The 24782-nt window shown below is 29.4% G+C and carries 21 protein-coding genes and 1 tRNA gene; 2 read left to right on the forward strand and 20 right to left on the reverse strand.

Going from position 1 to position 24782, the window contains the following annotated elements:
- Nucleotides 1–104 precede the first annotated feature (104 nt).
- The 3 genes from NMG77_RS02585 to NMG77_RS02595 all read right to left on the reverse strand — a co-directional run bounded on the left by NMG77_RS02585 (nt 105) and on the right by NMG77_RS02595 (nt 4574).
- The gene (locus NMG77_RS02585) at nt 105–1469 is read right to left on the reverse strand and encodes a DEAD/DEAH box helicase (RefSeq protein WP_255045671.1); all 1365 of its coding nucleotides are present in this window, start codon (nt 1467–1469) and stop codon (nt 105–107) included.
- Nucleotides 1470–1548: 79 nt separating this feature from the next.
- Entirely contained in the window at nt 1549–2937 is a 1389-nt protein-coding gene (gene eno, locus NMG77_RS02590; RefSeq protein WP_255034403.1) for a phosphopyruvate hydratase, read from the reverse strand.
- 167 nt (nt 2938–3104) lie between these two features.
- Nucleotides 3105–4574: a hypothetical protein gene (locus NMG77_RS02595; RefSeq protein WP_255045672.1), complete on the reverse strand. Its 1470-nt coding sequence runs from the start codon at nt 4572–4574 to the stop codon at nt 3105–3107.
- Nucleotides 4575–4633: 59 nt separating this feature from the next.
- On the opposite strand from NMG77_RS02595, the gene NMG77_RS02600 reads away from it, so the two are divergent.
- Nucleotides 4634–5044, forward strand: a complete 411-nt coding sequence (locus NMG77_RS02600) for an HIT family protein (RefSeq protein WP_255034406.1) — start codon at nt 4634–4636, stop codon at nt 5042–5044.
- Here the strand turns inward: NMG77_RS02600 and NMG77_RS02605 are convergent.
- The 11 genes from NMG77_RS02605 to NMG77_RS02655 all read right to left on the reverse strand — a co-directional run bounded on the left by NMG77_RS02605 (nt 5041) and on the right by NMG77_RS02655 (nt 17193).
- A complete protein-coding gene (locus NMG77_RS02605) occupies nt 5041–5709 on the reverse strand; it encodes a DUF5453 family protein (RefSeq protein ID WP_255045673.1) in 669 nt (222 codons plus the stop codon). The genes NMG77_RS02600 and NMG77_RS02605 overlap by 4 nt on opposite strands.
- 1 nt (nt 5710) lies before the next feature.
- Nucleotides 5711–6103: a transcription antitermination factor NusB gene (locus NMG77_RS02610; protein ID WP_255045674.1), complete on the reverse strand. Its 393-nt coding sequence runs from the start codon at nt 6101–6103 to the stop codon at nt 5711–5713.
- Nucleotides 6103–6423 carry a hypothetical protein gene (locus tag NMG77_RS02615; RefSeq protein WP_255034409.1) on the reverse strand — a complete coding sequence of 107 codons (321 nt, stop codon included), beginning with the start codon at nt 6421–6423 and terminating at the stop codon, nt 6103–6105. Before NMG77_RS02615 ends, NMG77_RS02610 begins: the two co-directional genes overlap by 1 nt.
- Nucleotides 6404–6970 carry an elongation factor P gene (gene efp / locus NMG77_RS02620; RefSeq protein WP_255034410.1) on the reverse strand — a complete coding sequence of 189 codons (567 nt, stop codon included), beginning with the start codon at nt 6968–6970 and terminating at the stop codon, nt 6404–6406. The genes NMG77_RS02615 and efp overlap by 20 nt, the downstream gene beginning before the upstream one ends.
- 282 nt (nt 6971–7252) lie before the next feature.
- Nucleotides 7253–7340: transfer RNA gene (locus NMG77_RS02625), tRNA-Ser, on the reverse strand.
- A 31-nt stretch (nt 7341–7371) separates the two neighbouring features.
- Complete coding sequence (locus NMG77_RS02630; protein WP_255045675.1) at nt 7372–7926, reverse strand: DUF3899 domain-containing protein; 555 nt, start codon at nt 7924–7926, stop codon at nt 7372–7374.
- Nucleotides 7905–10403 carry an ATP-binding cassette domain-containing protein gene (locus NMG77_RS02635; protein ID WP_255045676.1) on the reverse strand — a complete coding sequence of 833 codons (2499 nt, stop codon included), beginning with the start codon at nt 10401–10403 and terminating at the stop codon, nt 7905–7907. Before NMG77_RS02635 ends, NMG77_RS02630 begins: the two co-directional genes overlap by 22 nt.
- 1 nt (nt 10404) lies before the next feature.
- Nucleotides 10405–11736: an ABC transporter ATP-binding protein gene (locus NMG77_RS02640; protein ID WP_255045677.1), complete on the reverse strand. Its 1332-nt coding sequence runs from the start codon at nt 11734–11736 to the stop codon at nt 10405–10407.
- On the reverse strand, nt 11736–12875 hold the full coding sequence (locus tag NMG77_RS02645) for an ABC transporter permease (RefSeq protein ID WP_255034414.1): 1140 nt from the start codon (nt 12873–12875) through the stop codon (nt 11736–11738). The genes NMG77_RS02640 and NMG77_RS02645 overlap by 1 nt, the downstream gene beginning before the upstream one ends.
- Nucleotides 12876–12884: 9 nt before the next feature.
- Nucleotides 12885–14093, reverse strand: a complete 1209-nt coding sequence (locus NMG77_RS02650) for an ABC transporter permease (RefSeq protein ID WP_255045678.1) — start codon at nt 14091–14093, stop codon at nt 12885–12887.
- 139 nt (nt 14094–14232) lie between these two features.
- Entirely contained in the window at nt 14233–17193 is a 2961-nt protein-coding gene (locus NMG77_RS02655; protein WP_255045679.1) for an MG321/MPN456 family lipoprotein, read from the reverse strand.
- Nucleotides 17194–17789: 596 nt separating this feature from the next.
- On the opposite strand from NMG77_RS02655, the gene NMG77_RS02660 reads away from it, so the two are divergent.
- Nucleotides 17790–18329, forward strand: coding sequence for a restriction endonuclease subunit S (locus NMG77_RS02660; RefSeq protein ID WP_255045680.1), 540 nt, complete (start codon nt 17790–17792; stop codon nt 18327–18329).
- Nucleotides 18330–18547: 218 nt separating this feature from the next.
- Here the strand turns inward: NMG77_RS02660 and NMG77_RS02665 are convergent, their stop codons facing one another.
- From NMG77_RS02665 to NMG77_RS02690, 6 genes are all read right to left on the reverse strand, one after another.
- Nucleotides 18548–19057, reverse strand: a complete 510-nt coding sequence (locus NMG77_RS02665) for a restriction endonuclease subunit S (protein WP_255045681.1) — start codon at nt 19055–19057, stop codon at nt 18548–18550.
- Nucleotides 19058–19424: 367 nt separating this feature from the next.
- On the reverse strand, nt 19425–19673 hold the full coding sequence (locus tag NMG77_RS02670; protein ID WP_255045682.1) for a hypothetical protein: 249 nt from the start codon (nt 19671–19673) through the stop codon (nt 19425–19427).
- 373 nt (nt 19674–20046) lie between these two features.
- Complete coding sequence (locus tag NMG77_RS02675; protein ID WP_255034420.1) at nt 20047–21408, reverse strand: ABC transporter ATP-binding protein; 1362 nt, start codon at nt 21406–21408, stop codon at nt 20047–20049.
- 5 nt (nt 21409–21413) lie between these two features.
- Nucleotides 21414–22610, reverse strand: a complete 1197-nt coding sequence (locus tag NMG77_RS02680; protein ID WP_255034421.1) for an ABC transporter ATP-binding protein — start codon at nt 22608–22610, stop codon at nt 21414–21416.
- Between the two features lie 12 nt (nt 22611–22622).
- On the reverse strand, nt 22623–23699 hold the full coding sequence (locus tag NMG77_RS02685; RefSeq protein WP_255034422.1) for an ABC transporter permease: 1077 nt from the start codon (nt 23697–23699) through the stop codon (nt 22623–22625).
- Between the two features lie 30 nt (nt 23700–23729).
- Nucleotides 23730–24782 (reverse strand): ABC transporter permease, encoded by a 1053-nt coding sequence (locus NMG77_RS02690; protein ID WP_319023165.1) that lies wholly within the window; start codon nt 24780–24782, stop codon nt 23730–23732.

Consider the following 24782-nt stretch of genomic DNA (forward strand, 5'->3'; position numbering starts at 1 on the left):
AATATTGTATTCAGACCAAATTCGCTGAACACATAATTTATATATATTCTAAGATAAAAAAAATTTATTTTTGCTTATTTCTTATTGTATTTTTCGCTAATAAGTTAATTTTTTTTAGTATTTTTTCTTTTATAACCTGCAATTAGTCGTTCTTTAACCTTCTTTTCAATCGCTTCACGTTTAGCTTTCGCTTTCACTTTGTTGATTTGTTGCTTAACTTTTTTCTTATAACCAGGTTGTACTTTTTTAGGCGCTTTATTTAAGATCTTCTTGATTTCTTGAGCAGTTTTATCGTCTAATGTTTTCTTATTAGCAGTTTTTATCAATTCGTATCTTGTTAAGCTTAAATCACGATTAATTTTTAAAGGAATAAAAATAATCTTCTTTTGCTCTAGACGTTTAATGATCGGTTCATCATTAGGATCGTGTAAAACATATGATTCACCTTGATAGATAGATCTTGAAGTTCTTCCTGATCTGTGAATGTATCAGATGTCATCTTTAGGTAAGTTTCATGAAATTACGTGTGAAACTCCCTGAAAGTCCATTCCGCGAGAAGACAGATCAGATACGATTCCATATTTTACAACTTGATTCTTAATTAAGTTGAACTGTTGTTTTCTTTGTCTTGAATCAAGTTTTCCATGTAAAACTGCGTAAGGAATTTTTTGAACTTCAAACCAGTTTTTTATCTCGTCTATGTCACTGATCTTATTAACGAATATTAAACATAGATAAGGATCAATATTCTTAATAATCGCATGTAAAGAATCTAATTTATCTAGACTCTTGTTTTTAATTAAATAGTGTTTAATGTTTTCATGAACTCAGATCGAACCCGAAACATTAATAGGCGTAGCATTCTTGATAAAACGTTTAATCTTATTGATTAAGTCTTCGTGTAAAGTGGCGCTAAACGCTGTAATCACTAACTTGTTATTAGCATTACTTAAATATTCCTGAGTGTTGATCAGATCATTAATAAACCCTTGATCAATCAACATATCAATTTCATCATAGACAAGATATTTAGTTGATGTTAGATTTCAATTCACCTTATGGTTTAATGCTTCATTAAACCGTTTAGGTGTTGAGATTAAAATGTGTGGCGGGTTGTTTTTAATATTAATAATTTGCTTATCAAATTCAGCTCCCCCAACAAAAGAACGAACCTTGATTGTGTTGTTGTTTTTGATGAATTTATCTAATACATTTTTAATTTGGTTACCAAGTTCTCTTGTAGGAACAATGATAACTGCTTGAATTAGATTTAGTTCTGGATCTAAATTTTGTAAGATCGGTAATAAAAATGCTAATGTTTTACCAGTTCCTGTTGGAGCAACACCAATAATATTTTTATTGTTAATTATTGGTGGTATTGCTTCTTTTTGAATTTTGGTAGGTTCATTAATCTTTAGTTGTTCTAAGGTTTTTTGAATAAAATCTTTTCAATTATATATCTTGTTCATAGCTTATATTTTAAAAAATAAAAAATAAGAAGTTCGGACTAAAACTTCTTATTTTGGTAATCTAATCTATTGATAAGAATTATTTCTTAGCAGTATTTTTTACTGGAGTTAGGTTGTAGAAAGTTTTATTACCTAAGTATTTACATTCTTTGTCTAATTCGATTTCGATCGCTAATAATCTGTTGTATTTAGCAATTCTTTCTGAACGAGACATAGATCCAGTTTTAATTTGGCCTGTGCTTAAAGCAACAGCTAAATCTGAAATAAATGAGTCTTCAGTTTCACCAGATCTATGCGATACAACAGCTGTTCAGTTAGCTTTTTTAGCAATGTTAATAGTTGAGATAGTTTCAGTTAAAGTACCGATTTGGTTTAATTTAATTAAAACTGAGTTAGTAGCTGATAATGAAACACCTTTAGCAGCTAATTCAGGATTTGTACAATAAGTGTCATCTCCAACGATTTGAACTTTCTTACCAATTCTTTCAGTAAGTAATTTCATACCATCTCAGTCGTTTTCATCTAAACCATCTTCGATTGAAATAATAGGATATTTGTTAGTTAATTCTTCTAAGTAATCAACTAATTGTTCAGTAGTTTTAGTACCTTTTTCTTCAGTTAAGATGCCAGCTTTAACAGCTTTTTTGAAAACGTAAGCTTTCTTTTCGCTGTTGTAGAATTCACTGGCAGCACAGTCAAGAGCAAAAGCCACATCTTTACCTAAAGTATAGCCTGCTTCAGTAACTGCTTGACTCATTAAATCTAAAGCTTCTTCAGCTGATTTTAAGTTAGGCGCAAAACCACCTTCGTCACCTTTGTTAGTATTCAATTTCTTAGACTTAAGAATTTTTTGTAATGAATGGAAAACTTCACTAGCAATTTGTAATGCTTTAGCCATAGTTTTAGCGCCTACTGGCATAATCATAAATTCTTGGAAGTCAATTGTGTTATCAGCATGTGCTCCACCGTTAATAACATTTAACATTGGAACTGGTAAGATGAATTCAGCTGATTTGATTTTAGCAACTTTTTTAGCAATGTATTTGTATAAAGGTAATTTTAATGATTCAGCAGCAGCTCTACAAATCGCCATTGAAACTGCTAAGATAGCATTAGCACCTAATTTTGATTTAGTACTAGTACCATCGATTCGAATCATTTCTTCATCGATTTCTTTTTGTAATGAAGCATCACATCCAATAATAGCTGGAGCAATTTTTTTATTAATGTTGTTAACAGCTTTACTAACACCTTTTCCGTGGTATTTAGTTCCACCATCTCTTAATTCTAAAGCTTCTTTTTCCCCTGTTGAAGCTCCAGATGGAACCATTGCTAATCCTTTAGACCCATCGTTAAGGATTACTTCACAAGCAACTGTCGGGAATCCTCTTGAGTCAAATACTTGGTAAGCAAAAACACTCTTAATTTCTAATTTTTTGTTTTTGCTAGTACTGTTGTTTTTTGCCATTTTATTATTTTCTTCTTTTTTTATATTCTTTTATATATTTATTTTATAAAAATATAAAAGCAAAAACAAATAAATTAAAAAGAACCAAAAAAAATTTTAGTTTTTATAATCTTCTATTTTTAAAATTGACATTAATAATAAAAATAAAGAGCGAATTATTTTGCTCTTTATTTTTTTACATTCTTCAATAACTCTTTTAATAGTTTTGAATCCTTTTCTTGTTGGTTATCAACGCCTATTCCTACTGGTAAATCATCATCGTTGTTTTGTTGGTTGTTATTATTTGGGTTTGGTGTTGCAAACGGCGTTTTGAATTTAAAGATATTCTTATAAAGATCACCAGGGTTTATATTATTAGTGTTTGTTTGTTGAGAAGAATTAACTGATTGCGTTTGATTATTAGCTTGATTTTGTCCATCAAATGATTTAGTTGGTGTATTGATTTTTTTAATAATATCTTTCAAGCTTGATGTTGGGTTAATGTTGTTATTAACTTCTTGAGAATTTATTGTTTGTTGTGCTGGTGTTGGATTAACATTAAAACTTTGGGTATTATTAACATTAACATTATGAGTTTGATTAATATTATTTTGATTAGGGTATGTTTGTGTATAAGCTTGAGTTGATTTGGTATCTGGATTAGGATTAATGCTGTTGTTAGCATACATTTTTTTGAATAAAGAATCTAGATTAGGATTAGTTGCAGGTTGCGGTGTTTGTTGAGTTGTTTGGTTGTTATTTATCGAATCATTAACATTGTTTTGGTCAATATTAATATTCTCTTTAACATTAACATTAGGTTTAGTTGCTTTTTGCTTAATAACTTCAACAACTTTTTCATTGAGTTCTTCTTCTTGTTCATTAAGAATCGTCAACTTATTTTTATCTTCTTTAGCTTTTAGTTTTTCTTGCAAAACTAATTCTTTAACCAACGGTCTGATTGCTCTTGTGATCTTATAAAAAGAAGTAAATACATGGTATTGAACAACAAACACACTGTATATTAATAAGCTAGCTAATAATAATGTCGGTGATAATGTAAAGAAGATTCCAAGAATTGCACTTAATAAAGTTTTTTGACTGATAATTGCTCCTTGGTTAATTTCGTCAAAAAACTTTCCGATCGGTACTGTGCGATTGTATAGTTTATTGAAATTAGCATACACCCCAAAACCTGAAACGATAAATAATAATGACAAGGATAAACAAATTAAAACGATTGCATTAATAAAATTAAAACTTCGTTTAATTAATTTAATCGGCGTGATGACCTTTTTAAAATTTAATAAGTAATTACACCTAAGAACAAAGCCAATTTCACAAATTAATGTCGTTAATGATAATACAAAAAAAGCTAAGTTGACACTCCAGCCATTATTAACTTTATCTAACATCATAGATGTATCAACACTATTGTTTATATCAGTATTATTAAATGCTGATCAAACAATATAAAAAACATTACAAGCTAAAACTAATACAAAAAATGCTGTAAAAGTAAGAAAAACAAAACTACTTAGCGATAAGGATAATTGTTTTTTATTTAAAGATCAATGTACCTTTAAATCACCCTTTTTAACATAAGCTATGTAGTTAGTTAATGTTTCGAATGTTGCTTTATTATTATCATTAACCATATAATTAATATTATTATTATATTAATATTTGTTTAGTAATAGATTAAAGAAAATTAAAAATGACTCAATCAAATTGTATTTTTTGCAAAATTATCAACAAAGAAATTGAAGCTAATATTGTTTGCGAAAATGAATTAGCAATCGCTTTTCTAGATGCTTTTCCTGTGTCTAATGGTCATACATTAGTTATTCCCAAAGCTCATCACAAGGATTTTTCAAGCACACCTAATGAAGATATGCACGCAGTAACTGATCTAGCTCAAGAAGTAATTAAGATCCTAAAAAAATCTAGTTTAGATGTTTATGGATTTAATTATGTATCTAATGAAGGATCAATAGCTGGTCAAGAAGTATTTCATTATCACCTTCATATTATACCTAAGTATGCCGCTAAAGAAGGATTTGGCTTTAAGACTAATAAAGTAAATATCTTAGATCTTAAAGAAGTAATGGAAAAGATTAAAAACTAAAGCTCACTTAAACCAGCTGATGGTTTGGTACTATCTGTTTTTTTAATAGAAGATGATGGATCATCTTCTATTTTATTTTTATCATTACCATCATTAATACCTATGATTACAGGTTTATCATCGCTATTAACAGGTTTGATTGTGTTGTCAGTGTTATTTTTTCTTTTCTCAAGATCTAGTTCGATATAAAATCTTGATAAGCGAATAATCGTAAAAGCAATTATTGAAATAAAACCTACAACAGCAATTGAACCATAAATTAACCCTTTGGTTATATTAAAGTTTTCAATAATCTCATTAGCATTAAGTTTATCGGCTTTATTAGAATAAAAAACGCCTAAGACAACTAATAACATTCCAATCATCAAATTAGCTAGTGTAATTGAAATACCTGCGATATAAAGCTTGGTGTATTTCTTATCGTAATGGAATTTTTTATAAGGGAAGTCTTTGCTAAAGTATTTAATGTCTAAAGCAATAAAACTAACTCCAATCAAACCGCCAATTAAAGCAATAATGATCATTAATTCAGGTTTGATTGATGTTGTTTGATTGTTTATCGGATCGATGATCTTGATAATCAAAACATTAACAATAAAACCCAAAAAAATAAAGATATTAGCTAAAAAAGTAATGTAATGATTTCTTCATTTACGTAGTTTCATCTTATAAAACCTTGTTAAGAACTGCTGTTATTAAATTGATACTACTAAGATCACCATATTCTTGCATCAACTTAGTTGCTTGAGATATCAATATTGCTTTTTGAGTTTTAACCGTTTTAGCTTCAGTAATAATCAAATTAAACAAAGCTTTGATCATATAATCAAGACGATTTCAACTTCAGCTTTGTTTTAAATGAGTTGATACCAATGATGGGATCTGATTAATATAACCTGTTCAGTTATTTAAAAACGTTTGATCATCTTGATCTTCTAATTGGTTAATTTTATCGTAGATTTGTTCTAGATTAAGGTCTAATAATAAAGCTTGATAAATAAAAGTTAAACGATCATATCTAATCCGATATTGTGATCTTTTATTGGTTTGATTAGCCATTAGAATTTTTGAATAAAGTTTATTGAAGTTAATACTAAGCCTAATTCAACATTAATCGCATTAATAATTTGGTTAGATAAATTCTTAATGAAGTCGTTATCGTATTTCTTCTTAAGATACTTAACATAAATATTAATCTGAGCATTAGTATCATCATAAAAGTGATACAAATCAACTTTTAATAATTCAATCAATTTGTTATTTTCAAGATAAGAATCAATTTTGTTCTTAATATATTTTAAAAAGGCTTTATCAGTTATCTTGATACTACCAAATTTGTTATATACAAGACTTCTTGTATTAGTTAGCTCTTGAGACATATTTTCCGTCAATTGTTGATACGATTACTTTTTCTTTGGATTTAATGAATTGAGGAACTTCAATTACATAACCAGTTATTAATGTTGCTTTTTTCAAAGCGTTATTAACACTATTACCTTGAACTGCATCCTCTGCGTATTCGATTTCTACTACTACTTGGTCAGGTAAATTAACCCCAAGGATTTCGTCTTCATAACGCATAATTGATACTTCAGTACCTTCGCTAATAAAGTTCTTTTCGTATTCTAGTAACTTACTAGGTACTTCTACTTGTTCGTATGTTTCATTGTTCATGAAAACAAAGCTGTTTTGATCTTGATAAACAAAAGACATCTTTTGTTTTTCAATTGTTGCTTGTTCAAGTTTCATACCAGTCATTACTTCAGTAGTAATAGCTCCAGTACGTAAGTTTTTAACTTTACATTTAACAATCCCTTCGCGCATTGCGGTTTTGTTAAATGAGTTTTCAATAACTAAATATATTTGGTCATTTAAAAAAATTGTGTGACCACTTCTTAAGTCTTTTGCGTGAATAATTGATGCCATAATTGTTTATGAAATTTTAATATATTGAAATCAGAACAAATTTATTTTATTTGATATATAAAATTTAGTGAGAAAGGAAAATAAATTATTATGCTAATTAAAAATGAATGTAAATGTGATTGCATAACAACTAAAAAATGCATTTGTGAAGACAAATGTGCTTGCGAAGGTTGTCCTTGCACTAAATAATTAATTCAATTAAATAACTAAAAGATTAATTTAAATAGAAAAGTAGCCCTTAATGAGTGTTGGGCTACTTTTTTAATAGATTTAGTTATTTAATGGCGGAAGCAGTGGGATTCGAACCCACGCACCATTGCTGATCTAACACCTTAGCAGGGTGTCCTCTTAACCACTTGAGTATGCTCCCAAACGTTTTATCTTTGAAATTATAACATTTTCTAAGATAAACTGAAAGAAAGAATAATAGAAATTAAAAATAAAATTCCATATATCAGAAAAGTTATGTAAAAAACTTTAAATGAAGCCTTATTCTTTTCTTTTGCGTAAGTTAAATAATCTTCATACGTCTTGATATAGTTACTAGCATTATCATGATCATATAAGAAATCTTTCTTTTCACGTTGTTTTTTTAAACTTAAAAAAATTCCCAGTTTTTTAAATTTAAACTTTAACATCATAAAGATATTTTGTCGATTGATAAAACCGATTGCATGGAATAAAAAACCGATTCCACTTGAAATTGTCACTGCGTCAAAGATTTGGGTTTTTTTAGAAACTCCGAAACCCCGATTAACAAATAATAAAACAAATAAAACTACAATAACGACAATTAAACAAAAACAAAAACCAAATCAACCCTTAGAGTATTTTAGGTTGTTTTGGTTAATTGTATTGTTTATCTTTTGATCGGTTAAATCGTTTTTATTTAATTTATTAATGTAACTATTTGAATAGTTGCTATAACCTGTCTTTAGCGGTTTTGATTTACCCATAAATCAAATTGTTCTTTCGTACAGAAAACTTCGTGATTATCAGATACTTTGAAGTATGATGGTTTGTTAATAACTGAGTAATCTTTATTGTAATTAAATCCTTCATCAAATGAAGCTAGATCTAGGTGAATGTTTGATAACTTAGGAGAAGCTTTCATTAATGATTTAGTATATGGATGGATTGGGTTTTTAAAGATTTTATCAACACTACCGCGCTCAAGAATTCTACCTCTGTGCATGATGATAACATTGTTACATGCATAATTAACCATCGATAGATCGTGAGCAATGAATAAAAAGGTAACGCCATGTTTTTCAACCATCTCTTTCATAATATTAACGATCTGAGCTTGGATTGATACATCAAGCGCTGAAATCGGTTCGTCTGCGATTACAATCTTTGGATCGGTAATTAATGCTCTAGCAATCACAATTCTTTGACGCTGACCACCTGAAAATTCGTGTGGGTATCTGTATGCGTGTTCTGGCTTTAAACCAACCTGACTAAGCGCGTCAAACACTTTATCACGGATTAAAATTGATCTTAAAGGGAATAAATAAATTCAATTTAATCATTTAGGTAATTTTAAAAATAGATTGCGATAAATATTCTTATCTTTATGAACAATCTTATATTCAAAATCAACTGTATCCATTGATTTTAAACGTAGTTTTATCGCACCCATTAAAAGACTTACATCTTTTGCTTTTCATTTGTTTTGGTTAGCTAAATCGTGGATTTTTTCATTAACTAATTTTGAAAATCTAAATTTAGTTTTTCTGTAGTCTTCACGAAGTTTTTTAACTTCTTCTGATAAGTATTCGCGCTTAGATAATACTTCTGGTAATTTGTTTTTGTAATTTTCGATTATTACATCACGTTTAGTTTTCTTATCAAAAGTATTTCTAATCGCTAACTCAACTTCATTAACTTCGTTTTCTTTATTATTTTTTTGATAAGCAGAATAACTCTTCTTAATCTCTTGATCTAGTTGATTGATTTCTTTTTTTAAATGATAAACATCAACATTTTTTTCATTAGCAATCTTTTGTGATTCATCTTTGTGATTGTTAATTTCAGTAATTATCGCTTTAAAATTATTACTAATTGTTGTTTTTCATTCATCAAAACTATTGTTTATGTATTTGTTTTCAACAATAAACTTATTGTTACTCGCAACAACATCAAGATAAACATTAAATTCTTCTAGTCTTGATAAATCTAATTTCTTGTTGATAACTTTGTGAAGTTGTTTAGCAAGATCAAAATAACAATCAGCTTGTTTGTAAAAAATATTAGTTTTTAAAATATCTTTTTTTAATTCAATTGAGTAATTAATAACGATATTTACAAGTGGTTCAAAAATATTTCTAAAGTATTCATTAATCTTTTCAATTAATAAATCCAATTGTTCTTTTTCAAAGTAACGATCATTCTTAATTGAATTAATAATTCTTAATTCAGATTTTTTTCAGAAATAATTAATTCCAGCATAAACATAATCAAGCGGATCATTAGCAAATCTCATCTTATGTTTAAAGTTCTTAACTTCAGATTCAACTGTAGTTAATCAACTTAAAAGTTCAGAAAAGTTTCTAAATAAATAAACTTCGTTAAAGTTACTAATAAGATCTTTAAGTTCTTGTTTTTTATTTTCTTTCTGTTTTTTTAAATCTAATACCTTTTGCGAGTATTTCAGAACTTTTTCTTTTTGTGCTTGTTCTTGTTTAGCTTGATCAAATTCAAGATCTACTTGTTCGTATTGTTTATTATCATAATCCTTAATGAAGTTATCTAAAATATTCTTATAATCTGTTAAGTATTTTTTTGATAACTCGATATTGCTCTGAACTTTTTCAGAAATATCGTCCATTAAGAAAACAATTTCTTTATATCCGGTATTAAAGTCATTATTAGATAACTTCAATTCACTTAAAGCTTTAAAACCATCATGATAGTTTTGCGCTAGTTTTTTAAAATAATTCGATTCATATTCATAAGTTAATGAAAACTCTTTATTCTTGAATGAATAATGAAAATACGGACGGATATAAGTTAGTTTTTTATAAAGTTCTTTAGCTTTTTTATGAATCATTTTATTGATCATAATCGGCTCAGAAACTAACTTTAAAACTGTCTTGATTGGGTTTAGCGAACTCATTGGATCTTGAAAGATCATCTGAGCATTTTGATGTAATCAAGATTTATCAGATCTTGAAATCTTTTTATTACCAATTAATCGACCATCAAGATTAATTGAACCTCCGCTAGCTTTATTAAGTCTAACTAAAGTTTTACCAATTGTTGATTTACCACTACCAGATTCACCAATGATTCCAAAAAAGTCACCTTTATTAACTTTAAATGAAACGTTATTAACAGCAGTAAAATGCGAACCTCTAGAGTTGAAAACAACTGATAAATCAGCTACATCTAATAAAGTTTGTTGTTCGTTATTATCTTTTTTAGGATTCATTTTATTGTTTCTCCCTGGTATCGAATACGTTGAATATTACTTCTGGAGTTTTTTCTTCTATTGGTTGTTTTTCTAGTTTAGCTAAAGATTGTTTATAGATTTCAATCTTTTGCTTAACTAAATCTGGTAATTGAACCTTAGGCGCGTCTGGGTGAAGTAATCAAGTAGCTGCTTTATGTGTTTTAGTGATTTCAACTAACGGAGGTTGTTGGTTGAAATCAAGTTTTGTTGCATATTCATTTCTAGCAGCAAACGCATCACCTTTAGGTGGAGAAATCAAGTTTGGCGCTGAACCTGGAATTGATTTTAATTTACCTTCAATTCCTTCATCTGGAATTGAAGAAATTAATGCTCAAGTATATGGATGTCTAGGATCTAAGAAGATATCGTCAATATTACCTTGCTCAACAATCTTTCCAGCATACATCACATAAATATACTCACAGAAGTTAGCCACTAAAGCAATGTTATGCGAGATAAAGATAACAGTAACTTTATAAACTTGATTAATCTTTTTAATCAAGTCTAGAACCTTAGCTTGGATTGTTACATCTAAAGCTGTAGTTGGTTCATCTGCAATAATTAATTTAGGTCTTGAAGCAATTGCGATTCCGATAACAATTCTTTGTCTCATCCCCCCTGAGAATTCATGAGGATAGGCATTAACTTTGTTTTTAATATCATTAATACCAATGAATTCAAGGATTTGATAAATCTTAGCTTTAATAGCTTTAGCGCTCTTTTCATTTTTATAAGCAGCTTTAGCTTTAGCAAGTTTATTATTATAATCAGTTTTTAATTCATCAAGTTTTTTTAATAGTTCGTTACTAGAAGGTTGTTTATCTAGCTCTTGATCTAGTTTTTGTTTTTCTTCTAAATACTTTTCTTTAATCTCTAAAACTTCTTGACGGTATTTTCTTTTTTCAGCAATTACTAATGCTTCTTTAATTTGCGCACCAATCTTTTTAGTTGGATTAAGTGATAACAAAGGATCCTGAGGAATATAAGTAACATACTCCCCACGTAAACTAGATCAATCTCGGTTTTTAATCTTACTGATATCAATATCATCAAGATTAAGGTTATCAGCAACAGTTTTGGAATTATCATTAAAACCAATTAAGGATTTAACACATACAGATTTACCGCTACCAGATTCACCAATAATACCTATGATCTGACCTTTTCTTGCTGAGATATTAACACCTCTTACAGCTTGAAGCATACCATCTTTGGTTTTAAAAGAAACATTTAAATTTCTTATATCAAGCATGAAGTTTTCTTTTAGTTTCTTATCTTCGTTGGTTATTAAATAACGTTTTTTTAATTGCATTATTTTCTACCTATAATTCTTGGGTCTACTGCGTCATTAATTGCGTTAGCAATGATTTGTAATGAAATCGTAAATAACGAGAAGATAATGATCGGTGGTAATGATATATGTAATAAATCAGACGAGATGTTTTGGTAAGTCGAAGATAAGATTGTTCCTAATGATAAATCTTGAGATGATTTTAATCCTAGGAATACTAAACCTGAGTCTACAAAGATAGCTACCGGAATAAAGTTTACGAACATTACAGATAACCTACCTGAGATATTAGGAATCATATGAACAAAGATGATTCTTCATTGACTAGCACCTAATGTTCTAGCTGCTTGAATATATTCCGCGTCTTTTGTTTTAACGATGTAAATTCTTGTAATTCTAGCTGGACCAGTTCAGTATAGAGAGATTAAAGCAGCATTTAATGAAGCTAGACTTAAATTACCTCCAACATTACCATCAGAACCAACAAAGATTTGCGCAAGAATAATAATCAAGATTATTGTTGGTAACCCGCTAATGATTTCAACAATTCGCATCATAACTGTATCTACTCATTTACCAGCAAAGCTACCAGAAATAGAACCATAGATTACTCCAATGATTGTCGCAAATACAGAAACTATTAAAGCAGAACCTAATGATGTTTGAATTGCTTTTCATAAGTTAGTTCAAACATCAACACCACCTTGAGTAGTACCAAAGATCGGATAAATATTTCTTAATTGTTCTAAATCATAAGGATGATAAGTAATTTGAACTATACCATTACCAACATCTTTTTGATCAACAATTACACCATCATACATATACAAGAATACACTTGGTATTCTAGCAATCTTAGTAGGATTTAAACCAAAGATTCTTGGTGGTAGATTGAAAAAAACATCATCAATTCCAATCGGATTGATCGGATCATAAGGTGAAGCTATCGGAGCAATTATTGATAATAAAATCAAGATAATTAAAAACACCGTAAATACAGCTGCTGCTGGGTTTTTAAAAAATCTCTTAATAATATCAACTATATAATTGCTTGGTTTACCAATTACTTGACTTTGTTTATTTAACTGTTCATTAACATCAACTCGTTCGAACAATTCTTTATCAAATTGATATTTTGCGCCTAATTCTTGTATTGTCATCTTTTCTTATTAACCTAGCGCTTTCTCTAATATGTAGATCTTCTTATTTAAAATAATGTATTCAACATTATTTGGTAAATTAAACTTCTTGTTATCTACAAAAACTTTAGTTTTAGATAAGTCATTATTTTCTTTAATAGATTCTATTAAAGAACTATCCTTATCTTCTGATACAACATAAGCATTTGATTCATTAACCATAGCTCATAGTTTTTTATTTTTATTTCTAGCAATACTGTTAGCAATTCATTTAACAAAGATAAACGAATTACCTTCTGCTAGTCTTATTCTTGGATCTACTAATGTGTAGATAACATCTAATACGATTTGCAATAAGAATGATAATGAAGAGAAGAATAAAACTTGGAATGCTAGCATATTCACTTCATTTTTTTGGATTGCATCAACTAGAATTGAAGCAGTACCTGGAACACTATAGAATGTTTCGATAACAAATGAAGATGAAATTAATCCTAGTAATGACGGAACTATAATCGATAAAATTGGGATTGATGCATTTCTTAGTGCGTGTTTGAAAATAATCGCACAATTAGTAAGTCCTTTTGATTTAGCAGTTTTTATATAGTCTTGTTGTAAAACTTCAACCATTTCATTTCTCATATAGTAAGTCATACTAGAAAACCCACCTAATGTTAATGAAAGGATTGGTAATACTAATGATGCTCAGAATTTTCCGACTGTGTAATCATTTGATCCAGGAGCTACAAAGCGAAGTGGTAGATCTGAATTTCTAAATATAATTAGTAACAACACAGCAATCACAAAGCTTGGTACTGATATAAAGATAACTGAAACTATGTTTAACACCGTATCGATTACCTTACCACGATAAACTGCTGATAAAACCCCAAAGCTAATACCTAAGATAATTGATATTACAAATGAAATAGAAGATATCAATAAGGTATTAGGAACTTTTTCGAAAAATAATTTACCAATATTAACAGCACCGTTTGAATAGTAAGGTCCTAATGTATGTTCTACGAATAATCCGTAAAGATACTTTCCGTATCTTACGATAATTGGTTCGTTAAAACCTAAAGCAGCTAAGCGTTGGTTAAACGCTTCTTCTGACTCATTTTGACCTGGTATTATCGGTCTGTATGGTAATAAACCTGTTAGTAAATAGGTTATAGTTAAAAGGATGAAAACCGCTAATGCAGCAAAACCTATTCTTTTTAAAATATAAGCTAGCATTATTTATCTTTATTAAATAAGATTAATACAACCAAGGGTCACTTAGTTGTATTCTCTTATTATTTTTAGTTAATTTTTAATTAAAAATTCCATAACAAATTATAACAAACTGTTTTAGTTTATTTTTATATAAACCATATTAGCTAGTTTTTTTACCAGCTGGCTTGAAGTCTGTGTATGGTCTTCTTAAAACGCCACTGTAACCATTTACTTTAAATGCTTCAGGGAATTTATTATCTCTAGCAGCGATGAATCCATCGTTTAATTGAACATCTTTGAATGTTTTGCTATCAACAAATGTTCTATATGGAATAGAAGTTAATTGGAATGTTGTGTTTTGATCAACGATGTTAATTAGTTTTTGTCAGTTAACTAAGTTAACAATACCAGCACGAACTATTCTTGAGTTATCACTGTTTCATTCTTTGAATATTTTTTTAGTAACAGCATCTTGGTAAGTAGGATTATCAGAACTTGGGTTAGCTGATCATGTAAGGAATGAAGATTGACCAACTGGATCAGCTGCGCGAGTTGCTCATAAGAATTCGCTATATTGTGGTTTACCAAAAGCGTCATTTACTTTACTTCTAGGAAGAAGCAATATTGTTGGAGTTGAGTTATCATTTCTGTAAGCGCTGTAGATAACATCAACAGTTCTACCTCCATAGTTGTATAGGATTTTTTGAACTGGTTTAGTATTTTGGTAATATCCGTCAGAAAACGCATTTTTGTAATTATTGTTGTATGCGAATGTATATTGGTTAGCTGAGTATCCGTCTAAGTAATAAGAACCAGAATATAGAGAATAATCTAAGTTATCAGCTGTACCTGTTTCATTGATATAACCAAATAATTGATCGAATTTAGTTCCTTGTTTATCAATGTTTATAGATGTTTTACCGTTTTCAGTTATTGATTTAACAGCAATTTGTCCATCAACAGAATCAGATCATCTAGACCCTGTTTTAAATTCAGAGGTAATAGTTGTATTAGAACTATCAGTAGTTTGTGTATTTAATCTAATTTTTCTTACTCTAGAATCTCAGTGAGGTAATGGGCTATTGAATGAGTTAGAGAAGAATTGAATACCAAATGAATAAGGATTTTTTATATAAACTCTATAAGTATCATCATCGTTAGTGAATTTACCTATATCGTAAGCAGGATCTGTAATTTTTGTAGTACCAGCAGTTACTGTAACTTTACCATTTGAATCTTCAGCAGGATTCATAGTAGTACCATTAAGCGTTTTTTGAAGATCAATACCTAATTGATCAATTAAGTAACCGTTGTTAGTGTAATTAGTTTGTCTTGCTAATCAGAAAGCTTCTAATCCTCTTTCAAAGTCTCTAGCAGATAATCTAGCAACCGGCATTCCTGTTTTGTCGGTTCATTTAATATTTTTATCAATTAGTCAGTCATATCTAACTGCCTTTTTATAAACATCTACTAATTCTTTATCTTTATCAGGATCAACTATACCGTTTTCAGAAATATAAACACTAGGATTTTCGGTTTTAGCTTTTTCTTTAACTGACGCAGTTCAAGTCGTTCCATCATCACCTGTAACAGGTCTTAAAACAACAGCTAATAATTTATCATCTTTATCATATAATTTTAACCCTTTAGCACCTTCTAATTTGTATGTAGCGTCAAAGTTATATGATCTAGTTTTAGTAGCCTTATCATAATTAATCGCGCCTGTAGTTTCAGCTGAAATCAAGTGAACATAAGTTCCAGGATAGTTAACACCACTTCCACCACCAGATGAGAATGATGATTGAAGAGGAAGTTCATTACCATCAGTAGGTTTAGATGTTGTTTCTAATACATATGGTTCTCCTTCAGGACCACTTGAATCTCTGTATAATGTTTCAGAAGATTTTCAGTTAGAACGAATCATTCATTGAGGATTCTTAATTAGAGAATAACTAATTGAAGTATTATCTTGCGATGATGAAGGGATGAATGAGAATTGGTCATCAAGGAATGAAATTATATATAGTGAGTGTTCAGAATCACCTGAAGTTCATTCACCGATATATTTAGCTATACCATCTTTGTATTCTTGTAGTTTAGTAGGATCAGTTGAAACAACAGTATCAAACTTTTTACCTTTGAATAATTCAAGGTATTTCATATCATCTGAACTAGTTGATGTTTCAGTAGTTGGTTGCATGCTTTCAGTAGTTTCTGTAGAAGAAGAACCAGAAGACATTGAACCAGAAGAAGCATCAGCAGCACCAGTTCCTCCACTAGTCGCATCACCTCCAGAACCTGTTCCGCCGTTGCCGCCAGTTCCACCAGTACTTCCTCCAGCATCACCTTCAACTATTCTAATTGAGCTTGCCGCTCCAGCACCCATAGTAGCAGGAGTCATAGCGGCAGGAGTCATATCAGTAGTAGCCATACCAGCAGGCATGCTAGCCTTAGGAGCTTGTAATGAAGTTAATCCACTTTCAATAATAGCTCTAGCTAATGAAGCAGAAACAGTAATGAATTTTTCTCCATATTGAGTTTTGTATGCTTCTGGATTGTCAGCAATTTTAATTAATCTTTCAATGATCCATTGACTGTTTTTAGCATTACGTCCATCTGTGAATCAAGATTCGATAAATGTACCAACTGCAGCATAGTCTCTACCTCAGAAGAAACTACCTGAAGTTGAGTTACCTTGAGCATAGTGTTCTTGCACAGAAGGATTAATAGCAGATCTTAAAACGTTGTTATATTTAATTAAACCATCCGATAAATTTGATAAAGCTGCAGCTTTGTTATTAAAGAATGTTTGATAGTCATCTGAAGCCTTAGTTATAGATAAGTTTTTATCGATAATTGTTCAAGGTTTTTCTTTAGTAGCCCCTAATTCTTTTAAAGCATTTACAAAGGTTTCTTTGTTTAAAGGGATATCTCTTAAACCATCAGCAGCCTTAATTTTTATATTATTGTTATCATCGAATATATAACCTTTAGCAAAGCTATTGTTCGAAACGTTTGAATAACCAGAACCACAAGAAGCCAATGTACTTGTAGTTATAACAGCAAATGAGAGAGCTGATGCAATTTTTAGGAAACTTCTTTTGTTTTTGTTGTTTCTCATTTTTTAGTCCTTTATATTTTTATAGTTAAATAGTTGATTATATGTTATTGATACCAAAAATAGCAATTACTTTTTTTAAAAGCAATCACTATTCTTATATGTATTTATTAATATATTAATTTATGATTGCTTAATTATTCCGTTATTCTTGGTGGATAAGCAATCTGTTATAAATATTTATTTGGAATTTATTTAAAATTACTCACCCACATCTTTATTCGTTTTATCATTATTAATAGTGTAAATATTAGAAGAGTCAAACATCTTCTTTATAAATATGCTATTAATAGTTCTAAAACTTTTATTTAGTGATTGGTAAGTTTTTAACATAATATCAAAAACATTATAACACAATAATTTAATTAATAAAGTGAAACAATATCAGTCAAATTACTTTGCTCAACTATATTTTTAGTTTTTAAAATCTAGTGATTTTTTATCAAAAAGTAATGTACTCTTAAACAGATAAAAACTATAGATAAACTAACTCAAAATTCATTAGACTATGCAGCAATAAATATTATGCTTAAATATATAATGATTAAATAAGATAATGTTCCAATTTTTCGCTGAAAACTTATTAGGTAGGAATAATAATGAAATGGGTTAAAAAACGATTAGGTGATATATGTAAGATTGCGGGCGGAGGTACGCCATCTACTCAAAATAAGGATTATTATAAAGATGGAACAATTCCTTGAATCACTCCTAAAGATTTATCAACAAATAAATCTAAATATATAGAAAAGGGTGATAGAAACATAACTAAAGAAGGGTTAGATAGCTGTTCTGCTAAAATTTTACCTAAGGGATCAATATTATTTTCTGCTAGAGGTTCGATTGGACATATTGCTATCGCAAAAAATGAGTTAACAACTAATCAAAGTTGTGTAAATTTAATACCAAACAACAATATAAATAATTTGTTTTTATATTATTGTTTATTATTCAATAAGACTTCTATATCAGTTTTTGGCGGAGGAACTACTTTTAAATCAATTACAGGAAAAGAATTAGCTAATATAAAGATTAAAATTCTTATCAATAAACAAGATCAAATTAAGATTTCAAAAATTTTAGATTTAATAGATCAAAAAATAGATATCAATAGTAAGATAAACGATAATTTATTTTAAATAAAATTTATATAAATAAAACTTATCTTAAACCAATAATTCATTAAAATAATATTCATTATATTGCGATATTTAACGCAATATTTTTTTATAAAAAACATCAATTTACCGTTTTTTTCAAAATTTATCTTTGTTAAAAATAATTTATTTATTAATTTCTTAATCAATTCTTACTTGACCGTTCATTAATAGTGGTAATAGGAAATCTCTTATTTGCATTAATTTTCATTTTCTAAAGAATTCTTAATAAGAATTTCATACATTGGAGCTGATAAGAGATAATACTTCAATAAAACTTGTTCTTCAGGTACTACTATTAATGAATTTTCTACAGTTTCTTTATTTATATGTTTTTGACAATTTCCTGTTGAAATCGCTGTATAATTCGAAATTAATCGCGATAAATACTGATGTATAAAAGGATGTTTAAACTTTTTGTTTTCAAGAACAGCTACAACTGATTGGTTTGCGCAAGCTTCAATAGCTAAACAGCTTACCCTAATGTTACCTGTTATCGAAATAACAGTAGCTCCCTTCGGAATAAGTTTCGTTGCTGAATTATCTATTCCTTTTTGAGTAATTTTCTTTGCTGAAGTTACAACAGGAAATTGTGCTATTTCTCCTGAATTAAGTCAATTTATATCTCCATTTCAATATTCACTATTTTTAGTGCTTGGAGTACCACCTAATAAAATATTGCATAACTCAGATAATTTTTTACTTCTCATCCAATAGGGATGTGTTTCTTTAATGAATTATTTCATTTCATTTTTCCATCGGAATATCTATAGGGTTTATTAGTTAAATCAGGAAAATCATATTGAGTAAATCAATAATCATATAAAGTGTTTAATTGTCGTTTTAAATTATCGTTTATCTTTCTATTTAAGAAAATTTTTGTAGTTATCAATTTGATTAAATTAGATATTTTTTCGTTATTTATATCGACCAAGAATTCATAGTTTAAAATATGTTTCTTATCACCCCTTGGCATTATCGTACCTATAGAACCTTTAGAAACATATTCAAAAAAATTGTCATCAGATAATAAAGAGTAGATAAACCATGAAGAAATGTTATTCTTTGGTCTTAAAACTATAACATCTTGCTTTGCTGCTCCAGTAGTATCGGATAACCAGATTTTTTTAAATAAGGTCTAATGTTTCCTAGTAATATATCGCCAACTCTATATTTAATATATTTACCATATGCAGGCATATGAGCAGCATTACATTTTCCGTTTTTATTTTGCAATAAATTATCAACAGAAACATAATTCTCTAAATTTATTGATTCATAATCTATTTTTTCGGTAACTATTTCTGCTATATCTTTTAATTTCATAAACTTTTATGCTGATTTTATAATTTTAATTTATGCTTTTTTGTTGCTTTAATTCTATATTAAGAAACCGAATTAAGTTCTTATATAAGAAACAATAACAACTCTTATATTTCTTATCAATTAACAATAAATTGCCAAAATGACGAGATATTTTAATAAATTTTAACAATCACTTTTATGTTAAATGTATCTTAAATTCATAATAATTAACAATACTTACTTAATTTCTTATATTAACTTTTGAAGTTTATATTTGTTACTAAACAAAATAATAACGATCTTGATAAATATTTATCAAGATCGTTATATTTAATAAATTGATACAAACTTATTCTTAAAAATAATTAATGAAAAACAGAATAATAGATTCTATCTATTTATATTTACCTTGTTTTCATTCTTCTAACTCTTTTTTAGTAGCTAGAACAAAGTGGTTGTCATTAATCTTTTGTCATTCAGGTTGATTGTTTTTATCATATGAATGAATACTTGGATCGTATTTATAACCAATCAAACTTCCTTTAGTTCCATTAATTGATGGTACTGCATCAAGTAATGATTTAGTATAAGGGTGTAAAGAGTTTTTCATAATCTCTTTAGTTAAACCGATTTCAAGTAATCTTCCTTTATTCATAACTGCGATTCTATCAGAGATATACTCAACCATTCTTAAATCGTGGGCAATGAATAAAATTGTTAAGTTAAATTTATTCTTTAAGTCATTAAAGATATTAACAACTTGTGCTTGGATTGATACGTCTAATGCTGAGATTGGTTCGTCAGCAATCAACAATCTAGGTCTAACAACTACAGCACGAGAGATCCCAATTCTTTGTTGCTGACCACCAGAGAATTCTAATGGGTATCGCTTTAATACAGATTCATCTAAACCTACTGAAGCTAGAATATTTCTCACTAGAATGCGTTTGCATTCTAGTTCAGATAACTTACTTAATTGAATTCTTTCTTCTTTTTGTTGAAGCAAGTAATCCATTGGAATTTTAAACTGACTGAATTCTTTAAGTTTGTTATAAAAACCAGTATAGATCGCTTCAAAAGCAACATGTTCGTTTTGATTAATTAAGTTTTCTAACTCAACTTCATAACCATTATAGAATGCTTGATAAACTGCTGGTGTGTTCTTATCTAATCAAGTCTCATAGATATGTCTAATTACATCTTGATCAACATTGTATAGATAGATCTCTTTAGCATTCTTTAAGTTGGTTAATCCCTCAGATACAATGCTTTCAACATTAACGTGTGGGTTAAGTGAGTTAGCCGGGTCTTGGAAGATCATCTGAACTTTATTAACCATAAAGTTCTCAATTTCTTTATATTCTCTTAATGATTTACCAAACTTAAAACCCTTTTGCATCTTTTGAGGTAAAACTTTATCAAGAATCTTAATCTGCCCAAAGCTGTGTGGAACTAAACCTATGATTGCTCTTCCTATTGTTGATTTACCACTACCTGATTCACCAACTAATCCTAATACTTCACCTTTATAAATATTAAGATTCATATCTACTACTGCTCTAAATGCTTTAGAACCTACACCATAGGTAATATCAACATTTCTAAGGGATGCTAAAATTTCCTTACCAGAAGGAACTTTTAGCATCTCTTCTACACCTTTAATGTTATAACGAGCGTAACGCTTCTTAAAGAAAAAGAATTTTTTCTTTACTTCAATATAAGGTTTTTTATTTTCTTTAGATTGTATTGTACTCATAATCATTAAGCCTTAAATTCGTTTCACAGTTCTAAGATGTGTTTAGGTGGGGTGTATTTTTCAGCTCTTTCATCTAGAAGCGCTGATTTAACTCTGTGGGTTTGTGATAAATAATAAAATTTCGGTTCTTCAGTAAAGTCAATACCTAGTGCGTAGTCATTTCTTACAGCAAAAGCATCACCTACAATATTATTTAGATTAGATGGAACAGATCCCCTAATTGTTGCTAAACGATCGCCATTATTAACATCTGGCATACTTAAGATTAAACCTCAAGTATATGGGTGTTGTGGGTGTTTTAAGATCTCTCTAGCAGTACCTTCTTCAATAATCTGTCCAGCATACATGATTGAAATGTAATCACTAATAGAAGCAACCACTCCTAAATCGTGGGTAATGAAAACAATTGATAGATTTAGTTTTTCTTGTAGATCTTTGATGATATCTAATACTAATGCTTGAACAGTTGGGTCTAGTGCTGTTGTCGGTTCATCCATTACCAGGATTTTAGGTTCAAGTGAAACAATAGCTGCGATTACAACCCGTTGAATCATCCCCCCACTCATTTCATGTGGGTATAGTTTCATAACTGCTTCAGGGTCGGAGATCTTAGTTAGTTTTAAAAACTCAACAGCGCGTTCGTAAGCTTCTTTTTTGTTTTTAACAACTTTATTAACCAACATCCCTTCCATAATTTGTGCACCAACTTTCATAGTCGGGTTAAGAGTTGACATCGGGTTTTGGAAAACAGCCGATACCACTCGACCACGGTAATGTGATTTTTCTCAATCGCGGAAAGAAAAGTTTTCAACATTGTTATTAAACAGTTTAACTTCCCCGCTATCAATCACAGCATTATCTCCAGTTAATCCATAAAGTAATGATGTAATTACTGATTTACCACTACCAGATTCTCCGATTATTGCGTGGATTTTTCCTTCATAAATTTCAATTGAAGGACCACGTAAAACGATATTCTTCTCACCTGGTCTTGAAGGGTTTAAGAAAGATAATTGGATATCTTTAATTTCGGCTACTACTTTTAATTCTTCACCGTTATCGAATTTCTTAGTTCTAGTATTCTTAGTAAATTCTTCCCAATTAAAAACAAATTTACGGTTAGTGATAAAACCAAAAAGATTAGTAAAATAATCTTTAATTCGATAACCTAGGCTTTTTTTATTAGTTTTTTTACTACTCATATTATTAGTAACCTATCTTTGTCTTCTTAGTGAATCTTGTACTGAAGCACCAATTAATTGAACACTAGTGGTAATTAAAATCAAGAAAGCAGACGGAATGAATACATATCTAGCATATGTTGGGAAGAGTTTTTGTCCATCTGAAATAATATTACCTAATGTCGGAATATCTTTAATTGCTAAACCAATGAATGCTAATGATGTTTCAGATAAAACAACACCAGGAATCGTAAATACTAATTGGGTAATTAAGATTGGTAAAATTACGGGAACGTAATTTTTTAAGATCTTCCAAGTAGGCGTTCCTAAAATTCTTGAAGCCATCACTCATTCTGAGTGTTTAGCTCTTTTAACTTGTGCTCTGATCTGGTTAGCCATCCCTGTTCATGAAGTTAATGATAAAGAGAATACAATAACTCAAAAACTAGGAGCAATAATAATTGTTAATAAGATTAAGATAATAATTGTTGGAACAATTGAAATTACTTTGATAATAAAAGTCATGATTTTATCAAAGAATTCAAACTGACCCATCATAATCCCGATTGTTAAACCGATGATGACCTCGATTACTGTAACCACAAATGCTAACGCAATCGAATATCTTAATCCCCATCATAATCTAGCTCAATAATCCCTACCAAGATCATCAGTTCCTAAAAAATGATAAACCCCATTAGAATCTGTTGAATTAAACAACAGATTACGATCTGAAATATTAGTTTTATTAGGATCTTGGGTAAAGAAAGGGATAAGCATTGATAAGATAATCACCAAGATCAAAGCAACCATTCCAAACACTCCAGCGAAAGAACGTGAATAGCGATTAACAAACTCTTTAAACGGTTTAGCTTGAGCGTGCATGTGAAGATCGGTTTGGTGATCCATGATCTTACCAACGATCTTTCATGCTTGATAGTTATATGGTTGAGTTATCTGATTAGGAGCTGTTTTAGGATTGATATGTTCATTATCACTTAATTCAGCACGATCTCTTATATCATTAGCTACTCTACTAAAATAGTTTTTTATCTTAGATCCAGAACTATTTTCAGGTAGTTTCTGGTAATCTTCTTTATATTTACTCATATCTATTTAGTTCTTATATAAATTTATTTATTAACTACTTCTTCTTCTAATTCTTGGATCAATTAGTTCGTATAAGATATCCCTAAACGCATACGATAGTACTGTTAGTAAAGCAAACATAACAATTAAGAATAAGATTACGTTGTAATCTTTTGTTTGAATTGCTTGTAATAAAGTATCACCTGAACCTGGGATTAAGAAGATTTGTTCGATGAAAATACTACCAATAAATGAACCAAAGATAACTGCTGGAAAGAAAGTAGCTATCGGGAATAATGAAGGTTTTAAAGCGTGCTTTCAAACAAAACGGTTTTTAGACACCCCTTTAAGATAAGCAAACTTAGCATGTACTGAATTTAATTCGCGGTTAAGTTCGGTACGAATATATTTAATATATACGATGATACTTCCTAGTGATAATGCTAATCCCGGTAATACATAAGTAGCAATATCGTTTTGATCAAAAACATAAGGTAGGTTAGCAGCTCTTCCAACGAATACCAAAATTAAAGCAAAGATAATTGAAGGTATTGATGAAAAGATACTTACAAAGATCGTTGAGATATTATCAACTAATCCACCAGGGTTTTTACCAACCCAGATTCCAAGCGGGATTCCAATACCAACAGTAAGTGCTACTGAAAAAATCCCAACTAAGAATGATTTATAAAAACGATCCCAAATAAAACTATTGATTGTTTGTTCTGGGAATAATGCTAATGATATTCCAAAATCACCAACAAATAAACCTTTAAGATAATTTAGGTATCTTTGAAATAACGGCAGATCAAGTCCATAACGTTGTTCAATAGCTATTCTTGATGCTTCATCTAACCCTTGAGTTAAAGGGTTACCTCCTGGAACGGAGTTAATTAAGAAAAACGTAATTGAAATTACGATTAAACCAATAACAAAGAACTCTAAGATAATTTTGAAAAACTTCCATGAAGTTTTCAAAATTGGCGAGTCAATTGCTAATAGTCTTTGTATTAAAGTAAGTTCTTCAATCCGTTTTTTTCTAAAGATAACAGCATTATCATTAATTTCATAAGTTCTGTTATCTTCTAAAACTATTTTTTCCAA

It is taken from the genome of Mycoplasma bradburyae (genome assembly GCF_024339025.1).
In the GTDB taxonomy this organism is placed as follows: Bacteria; Bacillota_I; Bacilli_A; order Mycoplasmatales; family Mycoplasmoidaceae; genus Mycoplasmoides; species Mycoplasmoides bradburyae.